At 45.9% G+C, this 19,311-nt stretch carries 15 protein-coding genes; 12 read left to right on the plus strand and 3 right to left on the minus strand.

Annotated features, from left to right (window positions below):
- The first annotated feature begins 36 nt into the window (after nt 1-36).
- Nucleotides 37-747, plus strand: a complete 711-nt coding sequence (locus ACUUHJ_RS04490; protein ID WP_472301139.1) for an MBL fold metallo-hydrolase — start codon at nt 37-39, stop codon at nt 745-747.
- Nucleotides 728-1,204, plus strand: a complete 477-nt coding sequence (locus tag ACUUHJ_RS04495; RefSeq protein ID WP_472298351.1) for a GNAT family N-acetyltransferase — start codon at nt 728-730, stop codon at nt 1,202-1,204. Before ACUUHJ_RS04490 ends, ACUUHJ_RS04495 begins: the two co-directional genes overlap by 20 nt.
- A gap of 69 nt (nt 1,205-1,273) precedes the next feature.
- Here ACUUHJ_RS04495 and ACUUHJ_RS04500 read toward each other — a convergent pair whose 3' ends face one another.
- Together ACUUHJ_RS04500 and ACUUHJ_RS04505 are read right to left on the minus strand one after the other, a co-directional pair.
- Complete coding sequence (locus tag ACUUHJ_RS04500; RefSeq protein WP_087350744.1) at nt 1,274-1,981, minus strand: response regulator transcription factor; 708 nt, start codon at nt 1,979-1,981, stop codon at nt 1,274-1,276.
- Between the two features lie 34 nt (nt 1,982-2,015).
- Nucleotides 2,016-3,179 carry a sensor histidine kinase gene (locus tag ACUUHJ_RS04505; protein ID WP_289676180.1) on the minus strand — a complete coding sequence of 388 codons (1,164 nt, stop codon included), beginning with the start codon at nt 3,177-3,179 and terminating at the stop codon, nt 2,016-2,018.
- A gap of 228 nt (nt 3,180-3,407) precedes the next feature.
- Between ACUUHJ_RS04505 and ACUUHJ_RS04510 the strand changes: the two genes are divergently transcribed.
- From ACUUHJ_RS04510 to ACUUHJ_RS04545, 8 genes are all read left to right on the plus strand, one after another.
- Nucleotides 3,408-3,791: a MarR family winged helix-turn-helix transcriptional regulator gene (locus ACUUHJ_RS04510; protein ID WP_173610552.1), complete on the plus strand. Its 384-nt coding sequence runs from the start codon at nt 3,408-3,410 to the stop codon at nt 3,789-3,791.
- Between the two features lie 38 nt (nt 3,792-3,829).
- A complete protein-coding gene (locus tag ACUUHJ_RS04515; protein ID WP_472298352.1) occupies nt 3,830-6,961 on the plus strand; it encodes an efflux RND transporter permease subunit in 3,132 nt (1,043 codons plus the stop codon).
- A 20-nt stretch (nt 6,962-6,981) separates the two neighbouring features.
- A complete protein-coding gene (locus tag ACUUHJ_RS04520; protein WP_289676182.1) occupies nt 6,982-8,211 on the plus strand; it encodes an efflux RND transporter periplasmic adaptor subunit in 1,230 nt (409 codons plus the stop codon).
- 144 nt (nt 8,212-8,355) lie between these two features.
- Nucleotides 8,356-9,807, plus strand: a complete 1,452-nt coding sequence (locus ACUUHJ_RS04525) for a polysaccharide deacetylase family protein (RefSeq protein WP_472298353.1) — start codon at nt 8,356-8,358, stop codon at nt 9,805-9,807.
- A gap of 159 nt (nt 9,808-9,966) precedes the next feature.
- Entirely contained in the window at nt 9,967-11,004 is a 1,038-nt protein-coding gene (locus ACUUHJ_RS04530) for an ABC transporter substrate-binding protein (protein ID WP_472298354.1), read from the plus strand.
- Between the two features lie 146 nt (nt 11,005-11,150).
- Nucleotides 11,151-11,918 carry an ABC transporter ATP-binding protein gene (locus ACUUHJ_RS04535; protein ID WP_289676185.1) on the plus strand — a complete coding sequence of 256 codons (768 nt, stop codon included), beginning with the start codon at nt 11,151-11,153 and terminating at the stop codon, nt 11,916-11,918.
- Nucleotides 11,919-11,931: 13 nt separating this feature from the next.
- On the plus strand, nt 11,932-13,809 hold the full coding sequence (locus tag ACUUHJ_RS04540; RefSeq protein ID WP_472298355.1) for an FtsX-like permease family protein: 1,878 nt from the start codon (nt 11,932-11,934) through the stop codon (nt 13,807-13,809).
- 222 nt (nt 13,810-14,031) lie between these two features.
- Nucleotides 14,032-14,655, plus strand: a complete 624-nt coding sequence (locus ACUUHJ_RS04545; RefSeq protein WP_472298356.1) for a hypothetical protein — start codon at nt 14,032-14,034, stop codon at nt 14,653-14,655.
- Between the two features lie 213 nt (nt 14,656-14,868).
- Here the strand turns inward: ACUUHJ_RS04545 and ACUUHJ_RS04550 are convergent, their stop codons facing one another.
- Nucleotides 14,869-15,684: a DUF4097 family beta strand repeat-containing protein gene (locus ACUUHJ_RS04550; protein ID WP_472298357.1), complete on the minus strand. Its 816-nt coding sequence runs from the start codon at nt 15,682-15,684 to the stop codon at nt 14,869-14,871.
- Between the two features lie 466 nt (nt 15,685-16,150).
- On the opposite strand from ACUUHJ_RS04550, the gene ACUUHJ_RS04555 reads away from it, so the two are divergent.
- Nucleotides 16,151-17,170 carry an ABC transporter substrate-binding protein gene (locus ACUUHJ_RS04555; protein ID WP_472298358.1) on the plus strand — a complete coding sequence of 340 codons (1,020 nt, stop codon included), beginning with the start codon at nt 16,151-16,153 and terminating at the stop codon, nt 17,168-17,170.
- 20 nt (nt 17,171-17,190) lie between these two features.
- Nucleotides 17,191-19,251: a Fe(3+)-hydroxamate ABC transporter permease FhuB gene (fhuB, locus tag ACUUHJ_RS04560; protein WP_472301141.1), complete on the plus strand. Its 2,061-nt coding sequence runs from the start codon at nt 17,191-17,193 to the stop codon at nt 19,249-19,251.
- The last annotated feature ends 60 nt before the right edge of the window (nt 19,252-19,311 follow it).

Consider the following 19,311-nt stretch of genomic DNA (forward strand, 5'->3'; position numbering starts at 1 on the left):
ATCATTCATACATTCAGATTCAAGCAAATGCTGGAGGTGTCCGATTTGACCCAAACAAAAGGAATCAAAACGATCAAACTGGAGATGAACGCGGGAGGCAATCCATTTGTCGTCCACACCGCAGTGCTATGGGATGAGAATGAAGCCATTCTTGTGGATACAGGCATCCCCGGACAATTGGAGCTGATTCAGAACGTACTGGCGCAAGAAGCGATTCCTTTTGAAAAATTGACGAAAATCATCATTACCCATCAAGACCGGGATCATATCGGCAGCTTGCCTGAAATAGTAGCAGCAAAGAAAGGAAGCGTACAGGTGGTTGCTCACGAGGTAGCGATTCCGTATCTGGCAGGAGAAACACCCTTGATCAAAAGTGGGGTACTGGCCCCTCCGGTAAAAGTGGATCATGCCTTACAGGATGGCGATGTTCTCCCTTCCTGTGGCGGTATCCGTGTTATTTATACGCCTGGTCATTCCCCCGATCACATCTCTTTGTATCATATTCCCAGCAAGACGTTGATTTCAGGAGACGCCCTTACAGCACAAGATGGGGTACTGATGCCCTTCAATCCCGAATTCACGCCAGATCAACCGACAGCTCTGCAATCGATCCGCAAACTGCTCGAGTTCGATATAGAGACAGTGATTGCCTATCACGGCGGCGTTTGTACAGGGGGTATCAAACAACGGCTAGCGGAAATCGTAGCAAAGGAGGGCATGGATTCAGATGAACATCCGCAGAGGTAAAGGACAAGAAGCAAGCGAACTGAGTGAGCTAGCCTATCGCTCCAAAGCTTATTGGGGGTACAGTGATGAATTCATGAAGGCCTGTCGCGATGACCTGACACTATCATCTGCCTATATCGAGACGCAGGAAGTATATGTGTTAGAGGACGAGGGTAGCATCAAAGGCTTCATGAGTTTGGAAAAGGATGCAGAGCAAGAGCAGTGGCTATTAGGCTATTTGTTCATGGAACCGGAGGCAGTTGGAAAAGGTTACGGAAAGGCTCTGTGGCAGTATATGGTGGAGGTGGCACAAAAGCTGGATATCCCAGTCATCACCATCCACAGCGACCCGTACGCAGAACCGTTTTACTTGTCGAGAGGGGCAAAGCGCGTAGGAGAAATCGCATCTACCGTTTTCCCGGGCAGAACATTGCCGTTGTTGGAAGTAGAAATCGAAAAGGAACGGAGTGTAGAATAGCTGCAGTCTATTCCGAGTAGCAGCGACGCTCAAGCATGTAAAATGCTTGGGCTTTTTGCGCTTCCTTCCTTATTTCACGATTTTATACCGGATCGCCTTGGCAACTGCCTGTGTACGATCTTCTACGCCCATTTTCTGTAAAATCCGATGAATATGCGTCTTGACGGTTCCACCTGAGATAAGCAGGTGCTGCGCAATTTGATCGTTCCGTTTACCGTAGGATAGCTGCTCAAGTACGTCCCGCTCTCGATCGGTCAGCTGATCAAACATGACAAGAGGTGGAAGCGCAGAGTCACAGTCAGCATCAGAGTCAGGCTCGTGATTCTTTTGTTGAAACTGTAGAACCTCCGCGAGAGCCTTGGCAGCTGTAGCCGTGTAGAACAGTGCCTCTCCCTGATGGGCCCTACGAATGAGGTCCAGCATATCCTGTGAATCGGAATCCTTTAGCATATAGCCGACAGCACCAGCGCGAATACCGTCTACGATGTAATCGTACGTGTCAAATGTAGTGAGGATTAATACTTTTATAGAAGGATGGAGTCGAGTGATTTCGCGTGTTGCATCGATTCCTGACATATTCGGCATTTGTACATCCATTAAGACTACATCAGGAATGATTTCCCCTACGATCTTCACGGCTTCTTCTCCATTGGAAGCCTCCCCGCTTACTTCCATATCCTTCTGCATTTTGATGACATATCCCAATCCTTGGCGGATCATCGTTTGGTCATCGACCAGGACCACACGAATGGTCTCTTTTTTGTTTTGATTTTCCATGCTGGCATTCCTCCGTATTATCGCTATTTGTTTATCAAAGCGGAAAGCTGATGTCAATTTGAAAGCCGTGGGGCTCTCGAATGGAATAGGAAAGGTCTCCGTTTAATTCCTTGGTTTGTTCTACGATACCTGTTAAACCAGAGCCGAGCTTGATTTGATGATGATTCGTCATATTCCCATTGTCCCAAATGGCCAGGAATAGGTAGTTTTGCTTTTTTTCAATCGTGATGAAAATTTCTGTTGCATCAGAATGTCGTATGGAATTGGTAATCGCTTCTTGGAGAATCCGGTAAAGCGTAATAGTCATCTGCTGAGAGAGAGGAATGTCTGGATTGGGACTGATCAGCTGCATTTTGATGTCAGTATGCTGCTGGGCTCGTGATAAGAGTATACGCAGTGGTGTGATTCCCAGAGAGGATTTGTCTGCAGCCAATGTATGTACAGACGAGCGTATATCATCGAGGCTTTGCTTAGATACCGTAAGCATGTCTCGGACAGCCTCCTGTGCGTCACTCGGTCCTCCTTGCAGCATGTATTTCAAAGCATTCAATTGAACGATTAACGATGTGAGACTGTGTCCCAAGGCGTCGTGAACATCGCGGGCGATTCGGGTCCTCTCCTCAAGGACAGCGGCACGAAGTGTATTCACAGAGGCCTCTTGAAGTTCAGAATGAGCTTCCTGGAGTCCAACATGCGCCTCTTGCAATTGTTTCAGATGCTGCTGACTCGATTCCTTTGCTTGATTTTGAAGAGATAGTCCTCGTGCGCCGAGATACCATCCGACATAGGTCACGACATAGCCGATAACCTCCTCAAACATATAGTCTTTTTGAAAGAACATGTAAGAAAAGGAGCATGCACCAAAAAAAATCGCATAGTACAATGCTCGGCGTTCAAGGATATGGAATCCAATAAATGCTACCAATGGCAAGGATAGACCGACCTCTTGCCCTACATATAGAACCTTTATAAATGACACGGTACCAATAACGATAATGGCGATGTCTTTTTGAAATGGTTTCCAATTCTTTTTGGGTCTGAGAAACATCAGCAGGAAGCAGAAGATGATGATCATCGAGATGATAAATGGAATGGTGGGCTCATGAATGTATGCACTTGGAATAAGAAAAAATGAGATCAATACAAAAAAACAAATGAGCAGGAAACGGGAGCGGAAAGATGCAGCTGAAGCGTTCAAGAAGACAACCTCCTTTCTTGGTATACGTACCCATTATAGTTTCATTTTAGCATGCGCTGTCGTCTATCTCCGGGTGTACGGTCTTCTATCTCTGGATAGATAAAATCAAATTCCACATTTTGACTACCTGATAGACTTCGGGGACGAATCGTATAAGTACAATTTGATCTATGGAGGGGAACATCCCAAACGATAGTCCGAAAAATAGAGAATGGGTAGGAGGCTTTTATGAACGAACTGTTTCAGTTAGCGAAGATTCTAAGAGAAACGAGCACCGTATTTTCCACGCTTTCCATGCAAGCATTGGATTCAAGTGATATCACCTGGCAACAAGTTCTCATTCTGGAGCAAATTGCGATCAGCCCGAAAACAATGGGAGAAATCAGCAAGGCGATTGATCTTTCCTATAGTACGACCTCAGGTTTAATTAGTCGGCTGGAACAGATGAACTTGGTGCGCAGATTTCGTGATAAATCGGATCGGAGAATTGTGTGGGCAGCATTGACGGAGCGTGTACCAGCGAATTGGACGTGTCAAGAAGGAAGTGCTTGCACACCTGCTTCGCTGCATTCCTTGCGCGAGCTTATTTTGGAGAAGGAAATACTGAGCTGATACGCTGAGCTCCTTACAAACGAAGAGGTGAGAAAATTTTGAATCTATCAGAACTGTCCATTAAACGTCCGGTCACGATGATTATGATATCCGTAGCCATCTTCATTTTTGGTTTGGTTACCTTTCCTCGCTTGGCTATTGAATTGATGCCATCGCTGACTTCTCCGGTCGCCGTAGTTGTTACCTCTGTGGAGGGGGCGGCTCCAGCTGAGGTAGAGAAGCTGGTTACCAAGCCGATCGAAAATGCACTAGGCACGGTTCCGAATTTAGACAAGGTCACATCAACCTCTGTGAACGGCTCCTCCTCGGTCATCCTCCACTTCAAGTGGGGAACAGACATGGATCAAGCCACACTGAATATGCGAGATAAAGTAGATTTAGTCCGAGGGAGCTTGCCTGAATCAGCTGGTTCACCAAGGGTGTTGAAATTTGATCCGACAAGCCAACCGATCATTGATCTGGCTGTAACTGGCGATCAAGATGTCAACAAACTGAAAAAAATCGCGGATGATGTAATTAAGGCCCGCTTGGAACGAATTAACGGTGTTGCTTCTGTCACGGTCACTGGTGGGCAAGAGCGAATTGTCGATATCATCGTGGACCCAGCCAAACTAGCAGCCTATGGACTGACATTGGATCAAATAAAGGCAGCATTAGAAAACAGCAATGTATCCGGATCAGCTGGTGCGATACGGGAAGGTGACGCAAAGACCAGTATTCGCGTGCAAGGAGAATTCACCAATGTGGACACCATTGCACTCACGCCGATCTCTGTCGGTGGTAGCTTCATCCGATTGAGTGATATTGCCAACGTAACAGACACCATCAAAGAAGTGACCAATCTGAGCTACATTGATGGAAAGCCAAGCCTGGGAATTTCCGTGATGAAAGGCACAGGCGGCAATACAATCAAAATCGCAAAAGACGTAAAGGCTGAGCTGGAGAAGATTAATAGCACGCTTCCAGCAAATGTAGAAACAAGTATCGTTTTCGATACCTCTACCTATATCCAGAGTTCCGTGGACAACACGGTAGTACATGCTTTGGCAGGTGGTGCGATTGGCGTACTCATGCTGTTCTTCTTCTTGGGCAGTCTGTCGTCTATGCTAATCGCGGTCATTGTCCTGCCTGTATCGATCATCTCAACCTTCCTCTTGATGTATATGACAGGTCAAACAATCAACCTGATTTCCCTGGCAGGTCTCACGCTCGGATTGGGATCATTAGTGGACTTCGCGGTTGTTATGCTGGAAAACATTTTCCGTCAGCGGGAACAAGGCAAAGGCATGATGGAAGCGGCATTGGTTGGTTCCAAAGAGGTAGGAACCGCGGTGATGGCATCCGCATTGGCACAAATTTGCGTATTCTTACCGATTGCACTGACAGAGGGTATTGTTGCTGAGCTTTTCGCACCGTTGGCATTGACGGTCGTTTTCTCACACATCGCAGCACTCGTTTTCACCTTCTTGCTGGTTCCAATGATGAGTGCTCGCCTGTTAAAAACTGTCCCTGAGCATACAAATCATGAAAACTATCGAGGCTTCAATCCACTAACCTGGTTTAACATCGGATTCCATAAGGTGGAAAAGGGCTATCAAAGGGTTCTCAAATGGGCATTGGGTCATCGAAAAACCGTGATTGGATCTGCTTTTGCCATGTTGATTGGCTCATTGATGCTAGTTCCCACTCTCGGAGCAGGATTTTTCCCGGATATGGACCAAGGAGTAATCCAAGTAGAGATCAAGCTGCCGAAGGGTACTGTCTTGACGGAAACAGAAAAAGTAATGAAGCAAGTAGAAGAAGTGGTCAATCAAGTGCCAGAAAAGAAATTGGTCAAGTCCTCGGTCGGGGGTGGCGACGGTATTTCAGAGAGTGGTGCATCTACTTCTCATAACGCAACGATCGAACTGCACGTAGGAGAGATTACTACGAGACAGCGATCGACAGAGGCAATTGCTGTGGGCCTGCAAGAGCAAGTCAAGCATATAGCAGGAGCAGATATCAAGGTGAAATCCCTTTCCGGTGGTATGGGGGGCGGAGCAGCCATCTCGATTGAAATTCGCGGAGATGATCTGGACGTCTTAACGGAACTGAGCGAGATTGTGAAAGGAGAAGTAGCCAAGGTACCGGGAACGATGAACGTATCTACCAGTGTTCAGGAAATGAGTCAGGAGTTCGATGTGAAGGTCAATACAGAGAAGGCGAGCTTGTACGGATTGACAACAAATGAAATTCTTTCTGCTGTGCGAACTTCTTTCCAAGGTCAAACGGTTACCCAGTATCGTACGGGCGAAGATGAAATTGATATCAATCTCAAGCTGCCTAAAGACTATAAGGAAGATATCAATTACTTGAAGAACCTGCGCATCTCCACGCCAACGGGTGCTCAAATTAGCCTCACTTCCGTAGCGACCATTAGCAAAGTCGAAGTACCACCATCGATTGAGCGCAAAAACATGACGCGCGAAGTGAATGTCACAAGCGATTTTATCGGGGATAACCTGCAAGCGGCCGCGACGGAGGTTACGAATATCATCAATAAGCTGAATGTTCCGGACGGCTACACCATCGAAATGGGCGGACAGAGCGAGGATATGGGAAATTCTTTTGTGAATCTGGGTCTCGCGATCATCTTGTCCGTCGTGCTTGTGTACATGGTCATGGCTGCTCAGTTTGAATCACTTTTCAGTCCATTTATCATCATGTTCTCGGTTCCTCCGAGTCTTACTGGGGTCATATTGGGGCTTTTGTTTACAGGAACACCTATTACCGTATCTGTTTTGATTGGGTACATTTTGCTGATCGGTCTGGTCGTGAACAATGCAATTGTGTTAATCGATTTGATCAATCAGTTGCGTGCAAAAGGTTGGGAGCTACATGAAGCGATTTTACATGCAGGACCTGCTCGTCTGCGTCCGATTTTGATGACAACCCTCACGACGATTATGGCCATTGCTCCGCTTTCCGTTGCTGCTGGGTCTGGTTTAGAACTGCAAGCGCCCATGGCTACTACCGTCATGTATGGCTTGATTTTCTCCACCATGATCACGCTCATACTCGTACCTGTGGTTACCGTATGGTTTGATGAGATGGGACAAAAGAGACGCAACAAGCGCAAGCAAAAGCAGGAAAAGAAAATTACTACCACGTTAGAATCGACAAATGCATGAGAAAAGAGGAGGAACCATTCATGATCATAAATAAAAGAATCGCGATTGTGGCGTTACTTTCCCTAACCTTGATCACAGGCTGCGCAAGCCAGGAGGATGCAGCGACGACTGCTGCCCCACCAGCAGAAACGGTTACCCCTGTACAGGTTGCAACGGTCGCACAAGGCGTGGTCACATCGGAGGCTGGACTGACTGCAAAATTGGCACCAAGTGAAGAAGTCCAAATGTCACCAAAAACTAGCGGGAAAATTGCATCACTCCCAGTAAAGCTGGGTCAGGCCGTAACAAAAGGACAATTATTGTTTACACTCGATACGAATGAGTTGTCTAACAGTGTAAGAGAGCAAGAAGCAGCTCTCCGTGTGGCAAAAGCGAACTTAACCCAAGCAGGCAGCACCTCTAACCAGAGCTTGGTGGAAGCACAAAATGATTTGACGGAAGCAGAACGAGCGCTTGCTGACGCCAAACTGAATCAACAGCGTAATCAGAAACTGCTCGCAGAGGGAGCGATTGCTACTGAGAAAATGGAAGAGGTAAATACAACACTCACAAAAGCCCAGATTTCGTATGATAACGCAAAGCAGAAGCTGCAAGGCGCGAAACAAAAAACGGGTGTGCAAGTATCGGCAGCGAGTGTCACTGAGTCCGAGGTCAGACTGCAAAATGCTCGTGAGCAACTGGCGAATGCAAAGGTTGTCTCCCCCATCGACGGATTTGTCGCAAGCGTGACCGGAGCAGTAGGGCAGATGGCAGGCCAGCAACCTATTGTGACCGTCGTTAAAACGAATCCACTTGTGGTCAAAGCGAATTTGTCTGAAGCAGATGTGACGAAAGTAAAAGTAGGAACAGTCGTCAAAGTAAACGTGCAGTCTACAGGTAAAACGATTGATGCAAATGTAACGGCGATTAGTCCGGTCATGGATTCGCAGCTCAAAGCCTATCCAGTAGAAATCACAATCCCGAATGCTTCTCATGAATTGAAGTCGGATATGGTCGTGAATGTTACCTTCCCGCAAAGCTCAGATGGAGCGAAGTCACTGGTTATTCCTCGCAAGGCCGTATTTGAGCGTGAAGGCAGACAATACGTGTTCAAGCTGGAAGGGGAAATAGCCAAGCAAGTGGAAGTGTCAACGGGCAACTCGACAAGCGAGTTGATTGAAGTAGTATCCGGCCTAGCGAATGGAGATAAAGTCGTGGTAAAAGGACAGACGCTGCTTGCAGATGGCGGCAAGGTGAGTATTCAGGAGTAAGAAAATAGGGAAGAAAAAGAGGCGGAGCAGATCCGCTTCTTTTTGTTATGAAATGGAAAGAAAATCTACTCTACCAAAAATGCCAAACAGAGTATAATTTTAGCTAAGATCAATTGGGAGCAATGAGGGGATAAGGAGTCATACATGATTATATCTGCAAAACTGTGCAAAAGAATTGCACTGCTCATGACAGTCGTGCTCGTCTCTGGATGCTCGATGTTTGCGAGCAAATATGAATCCACAGAGCGCCAGAAGACAGAGAAGAAACAGACTATCACTCGTTACACGGGTGAAAAAAGCAAGGTGCTGCCTTATGTATACACGGGGCGCAAGGAACTGGCCCTGACGTTTAACGGCATGGGCGACGATAAGATGATGAAAAGTCTTTTGGAGCAGCTAGATGCCCATAAGATCAAAGCAACATTTTTTCTGCCGGGTATGCGTGTCGCCGAGGAGCCAAGCATAGCCAAGGATATTTTGGCTCACGGTCATGAAATCCAGAACAACACATTGAATCAACTGGATATGAGCAAGCTCAGCTACGAGCAAATTTATCAGGAGATCCAGTTGAGTAATGAAGTAATCAAACGCGAGACGGGTATTTCCCCTCGCTATGTGAGAACTAAATCTGGTGATGTGACGGATGACGTTCGTTTGGCAGCCGCCCATCTCGGGATGGAAGCGGTCGTCAGCTACAGCATCAACCCGAAGGACCGTGATTTGCAAAAAGACGCCAAAACCATTGGAGATTACATAACTCGCTACATGTCCAGAGGCAGCATTATCTCACTCAATACAGACATCAATCCTGAGGTGATTCCGTCCATTCCGTTGATCGCCAAGGCAGCAGCGGATATCGGCTACCAGTTTGTCCCGCTCAGTGAGATGGTGAAAAACGGCGGTGAACGCAAGCCGCTGGAACAAATACCAGGCTTTGACGCAGCAAAACTGAATCCACAATTCGAAAATGCCGAGTACGAGATCATCTCTCAGGTCGATACAAATAAAAAGCAGATCGCGCTCACCTTTGACGACTGGGGAAGCGACAAAACCGTAACGAAACTATTAGACATCTTGGCAGAGCATGATGTGAAAGCAACGTTCTTCTTGCGGGCAAAAGGGGTGGAGAACAATCCGAATTTGGCGAGAGCGATGGTGGAGAGTGGTCATGATGTGGCCAACCATTCGTATAGCCATCCGGTCATAACGACGCTGACATCGGAAGAATTGCAGAAGGACGTGGTCAAAGCACACCAGGTCATTACCGAAGCGATCCAACAGCAGCCTGTCATGCTGTTCCGTCCGCCGACGGGCGTAGTAGACGATCACACAGCCAAAGTGATTGCAGCTACGGGATACAAGGTCATTGCGTTGTACGATGTCACCACATTAGATTGGGACAATAAAAACAGCGCTCAAGATATCGTAAATGGCGTCATGAGCAAGACGAAAAATGGCAGTGTCATTTTGCTGCATATGCTCGATGACATCCACACGATTGAAGCACTCCCAATTGTACTGGAAAGCCTAAAAAGCAAAGGATACACCTTTGTAAAGATGGACGATATGATCAAACAAAGACGCTCCGGCAACTAATCCCTTTCTCAGAAAGGGATTTTTTTTGCTTTTTTTCGCAAAGCTCGGGCGATTGACAGTAAAAATACTGTTTGTTATAGTTTTATCGATAATGATAATCAATATCGATTATGACGTTACTTACATCTATCTTACAAATGTACATAAGGGAGGCTCATTATGCTTATGAACCAAACAGTAAAGGCTGTCTTTGCTGTCATTTTGGTGTTCTCGCTTTTTTTGACGGCATGCAGTGGAGCAAATACGGCAACGCAAGCACCCGCAACGGATTCTGCTTCCAAGCCAGCTGACAAGTCAACAGCAGTCCCTACTGAGAACAAAATGCGCAGCATCGAAACACCAAAAGGGACGATTCAAATTCCTGACAAGCCACAACGTATTGTGACGGATTACTACGCAGGTGAGTTGATTGCAGTAGGCGGAAATGTAATCGGTGCAGAGACGGAAGCTTTTAAAAGCCCGTTTACCGTTGAACCATTAAAAAATGCGCAGGACGTGGGTAGCCCGCGGATCAATGTGGAGAAAACATTAGAGCTGGCTCCTGACCTCATCGTTGTCATGTATGATGACAATTATGAAGCCTTGTCCAAAATCGCTCCAACCGTTTATCTTCCGTACGGTACGGCGACAAACATTTATGATACCCTCAAATTGTTCGGAGAAGTGGTTGGCGATAAAGAAAAGGCAGACAAGTTCATTGCAGAGTTTGACAAGAAGGCTGCCGAGGGGCGCGAAAAGCTGAAAGGCATCGTGGATGAGAATGCAACGGTTGGTCTCTACGAGCTGACGAACAAAGGAGATTTGTGGATCTTCGGCGATCACGCAGGGCGCGGTGGTCAAACCGTGTACAATGCATTGAAGCTGAAAATGCCGCACGCTGACAAATCCAAAGAGCAAACCTTACAGCTGTCCATGGAAACCTTGCCAGAATACGCTGCGGATTACATGTTCGTGACTTTCTACAATCCGGAAAAAAATAGCGAAGCCTTGAAAACCTTACAGGAGTCCGCAGTCTGGAATGCCACACCTGCTGCGAAAAACAATCAGATTTTCTACAACGATTACGATACATTCTATCGCTATGATCCAATCGCGATCACAGCACAGATTGATATGTTCGTAGATATGCTGATCAAAAGATACGAAGAGAACAAAGCAAAAAATAGATCACAAGAAAAGTCATCCCTCGCCGGATGACTTTTTTTCGTCTCACGTAATAAACCTTACAAAATGTAAAGAAAACTGTAAGGAACATCAATAGCTCCTATTCTGGAATTTGGTTACAGTTAATAGCGACAGAAATAACGAGCGCTAGCCAATAGATAGAATGGAGGAACGTAAGAATGAGTACTGCTGTACTAGAAGTGAAAGACGTTCAAAAAATATATGGGACAAAAGGTGAAAGCCAATCGCATGCCTTAAAAGGCGTATCGATGACCATAGACACAGGTGAGTTCGTGGGAATCATGGGGCCATCCGGTTCGGGTAAGACGACTTTGCTCAACGTGATTTCCACACTGGATCGTCCAACAGAAGGCTTTATTGAAATTGCGGGAACGAACATTACACAGATGAAGCGTAATCAGCTCGCAGATTTTCGTTCGCAAAAGCTCGGCTTCATTTTTCAAGATTTCAACCTGCTAGAGAATTTGTCCGTGTATGAGAACATTGCATTGCCGCTGTCTCTGCAAGGTGTCCCTTCCAAAGAGATCAGCACCAAAGTAAGTAAAGTAGCACAAACACTCGGGATCGAAGAGATTTTGCAAAAATATCCGGTTCAAATTTCCGGGGGACAAAAACAACGCGCCGCGGCAGCACGCGCACTTGTGCATGATCCTGCGATTTTGCTGGCGGACGAACCGACAGGCGCCCTCGACTCGAAGAATGCGAAAAGCTTGCTGGAAACGATGACAGATTTGAACGAGAACCACCAAGTATCAATCATGATGGTTACGCACGACGCCTTTTCTGCGAGTTATTGCAAACGGATCTTGTTCATTCAGGACGGCAAGCTGTACACCGAGATTCAACGTACGGGAGATCGTCAGCAATTTTTCAAACAAATTCTGGATGTACTGGCCGAGCTAGGTGCATCACATGATGTACGCTAGGAGGTAACGTTTCATGCTTTTCAAGCTATCCTTGTCCAGTATGCGGAAGATGATGAAGGACTATTTGGTTCTGCTCGTGGGTCTGGTCATCTCCATTTCGATTTTTTACATGTTCCAGACGCTTGCCCTCAATTCTGATTACACGAAAAACAACGCGATGATTTCTTCGATTCAGATCGTTTTCAATGTAGGGGCATTCCTGCTGGCGTTTATCACGATTTTCTATATTTTTTATGCAAACTCATTCCTACTCTCGCTACGGCGCAAAGAGCTCGGAATGTACATGGTCTTAGGGGCGAAGAAGGGGAAAATCAGCCAAATTTTGTTCCTGGAAACATTGACAATGGGGATCATTTCCTTGGTGATCGGTAGTTTGGTTGGTATTGCACTTGCAAGCGGCATCGGCGTCCTGCTCATGAATCTGCTGGAGATTTCGACAGATGGGTACTATCCTTTTTATCTGCCAGCGGTTTGGGTGACATGGGGATTCTTCCTCATTCTGTTTATCATCACATCTACGATCAATGCGGCTCGTTTGGCTCGTGCAACTGAGCTGGCTCTCATCCGTGCTGAGCAACAAAATGACAAAATCAAGTCAAAAGGAATCGGAGCGATTTTGATCGCTATCCTTGGCGTGATCCTGTTGGCTCTGGGCTATACATGCTTGCACTTGCTTATGTACCTGCAAGCACTCGGCTTTATTGTAGGGGCGATTTCATGCACCATCGGGACGTACTTGATTTTCATCTCGCTGTTGCCAGTTCTTGTACAGGCTTTGAAGAAAAATAAAAAGCTGAATGACAGCAAGCTGAACGCATTCACCTTTGCTCAGCTGCGTTTTCGGGTGAACAACCTGACCAAAATCCTCGGTACAGTAGCCATGCTGATCGGGCTTGGTGTCGGGGCGATGGCAGGGGGCTTGGCCTTTCAGCAAAACGTCAATTTGTTTACCACGGTGTTCCATGTGTATGACGTGAATCTGCATGATCCGGTTGAAGCGGATTATGAGGCACTGAAAAAAATGAACGTCCTGGAGCAAAATACGTATCGATACAAAGTCGACGACAAGGCGTATTACTACTTGAAGGAAGACTTGTTGGCAAATCCGTTGTTGCTTTCCACGAACAGCATTCAAAATTACTCTGCTGACAACAAGCCAAAACTTGTGACTGATCCGATTCCGAAAGAGACGTATATCGTTAGTTCGTCAAAAGATGACAAAGGTAAATACGATGCTATTCCTGAGGATTGGGACAAAGCGATATTCACCAACTTTATCAACTACCAGATGATTGAGGGTAAATCTGTTCTGGTTGTGGATCAGGCAACGTATGAGCAAACTGCTGGAAGTGAACACAAGGTTCTCCTTGCTCAGGTTGACGACTATTTGAAATACACGCAGGAATTAAAAGCAATGGATGAACGTCAAAAGCAACTGATTGGGTCTATCACAAATGTGGAAGCGAAAGACGTATACACTTCTTCCAAATACAGCACGTATGCGGGGATGTATATTTTCACAAGCGGAACGATGTTCATGGGCTTCTTCCTCGGAATTGCATTCCTGGCGATGATGGCGAGCTGCCTGATGTTCAAAATCTTGTCCGGTGCTTCCCGTGACAAAGATCGTTACAGTATGCTGAGAAAAATCGGCGTACGTCAATCGTTGCTCGTAGGTTCGATCTATAAAGAGCTGTTCATGGTATTCATTTTCCCGGCGATCATCGGTCTGATGCACGTATTGATCGGTATGGAGATGTTCTCGTTCATCCTTTTGGATCCGTACCTGAACATCTGGATTCCAACGCTGATTTTCGTTGTGATCTATGCGATTTATTATTACATTACGGTTCAGCTTTATCGTGGAATTGTGTTGCCAAAAGAAGCGTAGCTTTAAGGAAAAAATCCTCCTCATTAGAGGGGGATTTTTTGTCTTCTAAACGGACCGTTATAAGCAAAGGACCATTAAACTTGCTAAAGGGACAAAAACATGGGATAAGCTACATGACCAAAGAACTTTAATAAAAATTTTAAGTTTATCCCACTATATATTTTAGAAGTTTTTTCTAACTTATACCTAGGAAAGAAATCATAAACGTGAAGGAGAATTGGTATGAAAATAAACCTTAAAAAAACATCCGTACGTTTGGCAGCTTTAGGATTGGCTACTGCGATTTCCCTATCTGGTGCTTTAGTAGTAAGTGCAAATGAAACCCCAACTCAAAAGACTGTAACTCAAAACCAAGAATTGTATGCAGGAACTTACAAAAAGCTCTCAGCTTCCGAAGCTCTTGCCGACAAGGCTGTGAAAGCAGCAATCGATCAAGTCTATGTACAGTTTCCAGAAACAAAATCTTATGAGATCATTGCTTATCAAGATGTGGTTTCAAAAGGTGAGTATGATAAGTATGTTATTAGACTTGATAAAGATTCAAAAGACTTTTTTCACTTTGCAATAGATTCGAAAACGGGGAACCTTAGCTATACCATACAATCATTGGATGCTGCTACAGTTCTATCATACCCAAATGTAAAATCCGGGGTAGATAAATTCTATGCCTCACATCCAGAAGCAAAATCTTATGTGATTTCAAGTGCCAATATTGTAGACAACTTTGTAGGCAAATTTAGCAGATATAACCTTACGTTTACTGGAAAAGATCCCAAACAATCTATCACTATTGGAATAGATGTGAAAACGGGAGAGATTATTCCTACGAAGAAGCAAGAGCTCTAGGAAATAGTGTTGTAGATAAGGCAGTCACATGAAGAACGTCGGATTCAGTACGAAGTGTTTATTCATCCGTACAGTCAGCGGTTTGATATTACGGGTTCAATGAGTCAGTCTAAAACTCTATGATCAATGAACATCTGTCCGTTGATCTAAAAATGGATGCTAACAATACCAGGCCTGATCATGATTATGACAAGCCTGGTACGATGATGACACTTAATTTTTGAATAGAATTTCGCCCACTTGTGTGGAAATGTTAAGCGTTGCATTCTCGGATTGAGCCTCACCCACATATCCATGGAGTTCTTTGGAAACAACCGATGTGGTATTTGTTGCTTTTTCAAGATTAACCTGATTATCGATATTTCCCATTTCTGTTGATAAACTTACATATAGAGGTGCTAATTGATCCGGTAGAGCGAATTCGACGTTTCCAAGGTTAGTAGATATGTTACTGCTTTCCTTGCCAATGACATCCGTTACGGTGATATTGCCAGCATTGCTGCTCACATTTAAATGTTGGACCGACAATTCTGACTCAATGAATATGTCGCCAACTTCATTATCTATCTCAAGGGATTTGAAGTCTTTATAAGGAAGATGGATCGTTAAGGATGGCAATGGATCCGTATTTATGAACTTCTTTTGTTCCTGTTTAAGCATAATCTGTAATGTTCCATCTTGGATTGACGTAGTCACGTTGGTATCCATTCCTTTTGAATTGCCCTTGGATAACTCCCATTTTGCTTGATTGATTTGTTTGTCTCCTATGACTTTAACTATAGCTGCGTTACTCTGAATTTTTAGGGAATGAATGCTAGTTACATCTATTTGAGAAATATCCCCATTTACTGCATTCGAGACATTCTTAATGTCCGATGTTTCTGAATTTGCAATTGCGTTCGTCGGTATAGAAGCGTTTTGCTGGGACGAACTTTGTGTGCTAGTGACGGAGGATTCATTCGTACATCCAGCGATTCCGATACTGGCAGCGGCCAGGAGAATCATTGCTAACTTCATGTTGTTGTTCAAACGTTTATCTTCCTTTCTTCTGCATATGCTAAACAGATCGTCATTTCAAATTACGTGATCCGTTTGTACATTAATCGTATAGTGGTCAGAAAGATTTGGTAACGGACTTTGGCTTGAATAAGAACTGGACTTAAGTCTAGAAGAGCCTCCGCCTTTAAACCTAGAGCGCCAAAAGGACAGCTCGTATGGCAATATGATTAATCATCGTATTTCTAACGATTCCCGTTAGCAACTTTAAGCAACTTCATGAGGTTTTCAGGTCTTAGGTCGCTGCTGTTTCATTATTATTCGGTTTAGTCTAAAACTAATTTTTCTGAGTCTGGAGATTTTTTTAAGACTTTGAACACATCTCATCGTTGACAAAGATAATGATAATCATTATCATAATCAATGGTTGATTGGAAATCATGTCCATCATCCTTTTTCATTCGATGTAACACCTAGAAAAGTAAGGGGGAATTTTTTCATGCGTCTTATAAAACTACCAGTGATGCTTGTATTTATGTCTGCGATGCTGCTACTCGCTGCTTGCGGCAATGCGGGGTCAACTGCACAATCTGGTTCCAACCAAGCTGCTACAGCTCAGCCTGACGCCGCGAAACCGGCAGAAGAGCAAGTGCGTACAGTGAAGCACATGATGGGAGAGTCGACTATCAAAGGCACTCCTAAGCGTATCGTTGCATTGGAATGGAGCTCAGCAGAGCATTTGTTGGCTCTTGGTATTCAGCCTGTAGGGATTGCAGATATTCCAAATATGAAAAAATGGGTCAAACTCCCGGTGGAGATTGCCCCAGAAGTAGTGGATGTAGGGAGTCGTACTTCCCCGAACCTGGAATCGATCATGATGTTGAAGCCAGATTTGATTATCGGTATTAAACGAAATGTAGAGGCCAATTACGACGAAATGAGCAAAATTGCGCCAACGATTGCTTTTGATACGAATCCTGCTGAAGGTCAGGGATCACAGTATGATCGAATGATCGAGATCTTCAAGCAAATTGCGGATATTACGGGTAAAAATGCAGAAGCCGAAGCCGCTTTGAAAGATCTCGACAAGACTTATGCGGAAGCAAAAGAAAAGCTAACCAAAGCTGGTGCAGATAAAGTTCCATTTGTCCTCGCGATGGGCTACAGCAGCCAAAATGCGGTAGAATTCCGTTTGTCTACGGATAACTCTACAGCAGCAAGCATCTTGATAAATATTGGCCTGACAAATAAGTATAAGCCTAAGAAATTTGAGCAAACAGGAATGACACTGGCAGATGTGGAGGCACTTCCAGCGTTGCAGGATGCGAATTTCCTCCATATCATTCAAAATGATGACAACGTGATTGAGAATCAATTGAAAAACAACCCAGTTTGGAACGGCCTTACTTTTGTGAAAGAAAATCGCGTCTATGCGCTGGGCGGAGATCTGTGGCCGTATGGTGGCACCATGTCTGCAAAGATTCTCGCGAATAAAGCTGTTGATCTGTTGGTAAAATAATGAGTTTAGCCAAAAATAAAATGTTCACACGAACTGACATCACTCCAGCCACTTCCTCACCAAGAGGGGGCTGGAGATTGTTCTTGATGTTAGGGAGTGGACTTGTCGCTCTGTTAGTGCTTACATTTGTCAGTTTGACACAGGGGATGGCAGACATTTCTCTGCGTTCTGTTGTACAGGCTATTATTGCTCCGCAGGACATTTCCGATCACCATATGATACAAGGTGTCAGGCTTCCGAGAACGGTCATGGGGCTTTTGTCTGGTGCAGCATTGGCGATTGCCGGAGCCATGATGCAGACAGTGACACGAAACCCGCTCGCTTCGGAAACGACATTGGGCGTAAATGCGGGTGCCTATTTCTTCGTGGTGTTCGGGATGGTTTTTTGGCCATCATTCTTGCATGACTACCCGCTTCCATTTGCGATGGCGGGCGGAATACTCGCAGCCGTTACCGTATACTTCATGTCTGGCGGGCGAAAAGGCACGCCTGTGCGTGTGGCATTATCCGGGATGATCGTCACCTTGGTGTACTCCTCCTTGACGAGTGCCATCATCTTGTTTAACGAAGAAACGACAAATGGCATTTTCCTCTGGGGCTCGGGCTCCCTGAAGCAAAATGACTGGTCGGGTGTAGAATTCAGTTGGCCTTGGATTGTAGCGGGGATTTTGGTCAGCTTTTTCATGGCCAGGCAGCTTGATGTACTTAGTCTTAATGAAGAAACGGCGAGGTCATTGGGGCAAAAGGTGGAAAAAACACGGCTTTTTACCATGTTTATTGCGATCTTGGTTACGTGCGTTAGTGTCAGTGTGGTCGGTCCAATCGGTTTCATCGGACTCGTGGCTCCGCATCTAGTGCGATTGTCAGGCGTCACCCAGCATAGATGGCTGCTGCCGCTATGTGCCATCTGGGGGGCAGCGCTGCTTGTGGCTTCTGATACGATTGCACGTATGTTCATCAATCATTATGGTGAACTTCCGGCAGGAGCCATCACGGCTGCTATTGGTGGCCCATGGTTGATCTGGCTGGCTTTGCGTGTCTCGCGCAGTATGACTGCTGGGACTGGAGGCTCGATGAGTGTCGGTGGAGCACAACGCAAAGTTTCGTATCCGCTGATTGTGTCTATGCTTGCTGTGCTGCTCGTGGTTGTTTGGATGCTCAGCTTGTCTAGCGGAAACTTGTACCTGCCCTGGACGGAGATCATCGCCATTTTCATGGGACAAGGAAACGAGATGTACAGTCAATTGGTGTTGGAGCTTCGGATGCCGCGACTGTTGACTGCGATGTTGGCAGGTGTGGCACTCGCGATCAGCGGAAGTCTCATGCAGAGTGCAGTACGTAATCCACTGGCTGATCCGCAGATTGTCGGTGTCACGAGTGGTGCGGGTGTAGGGGCGATTATCGTGCTCCTCGTGCTTCCTCAATTCTCGGCTTGGATGCCGCTTGGGGCTGTTGCAGGGGGAATTATCTCTGCTGCGATTGTGTATGCAGTTTCTTGGAGAAGGGGACTCAATCCAATCATCTTGACGCTAGTAGGAATTGCGGTTTCAGCCGCAGGTGCCGCCTTGATCAATATCTTGATCGTACATTCCATGATCTTGGCAGCGCCTGCACTCACTTGGCTTGCAGGAAGTACATACGGGCGGGGATGGATGGAAGTAGGCCGCCTGTTGCCTGCGATCCTCGTTTTAGCACCGATCGCGTGGTGGTTAGGACGTCGTGTGGACCTCTTGTCATTTAACGACGAGAGCTCGACTGGATTGGGGTTAAAGGTGCGGGTGACGAGGTTGTCTGTGGCAGTCATTGCCGTGTTGCTCGCTTCAGCGGCAGTTGCCAGTGTCGGAGCCGTAGGATTTATCGGTCTTCTCGCTCCACATGCAGCACGTATGCTGGTTGGACCCCATCATCGCCGTGCAGTTGTCGTTTCAGCCATGCTTGGAGCTGTATTGTTGGCTGCTTCTGATTTGCTAGGAAGGATCGTCATGATTCCGAAAGATATTCCGGCGGGGGTCGTGGTGGCGTTGCTAGGGGCGCCCTATCTGTTCTTGCTGATGTTCCGTTCGAATCGTTCCTCACAATAGACGTAGGCAAGTACTTGTCAAATACAGGCTGATTCTGGCAATCAGCTTGTCTACTTTTTC

The sequence above is a fragment of the Brevibacillus schisleri genome (assembly GCF_055685845.1).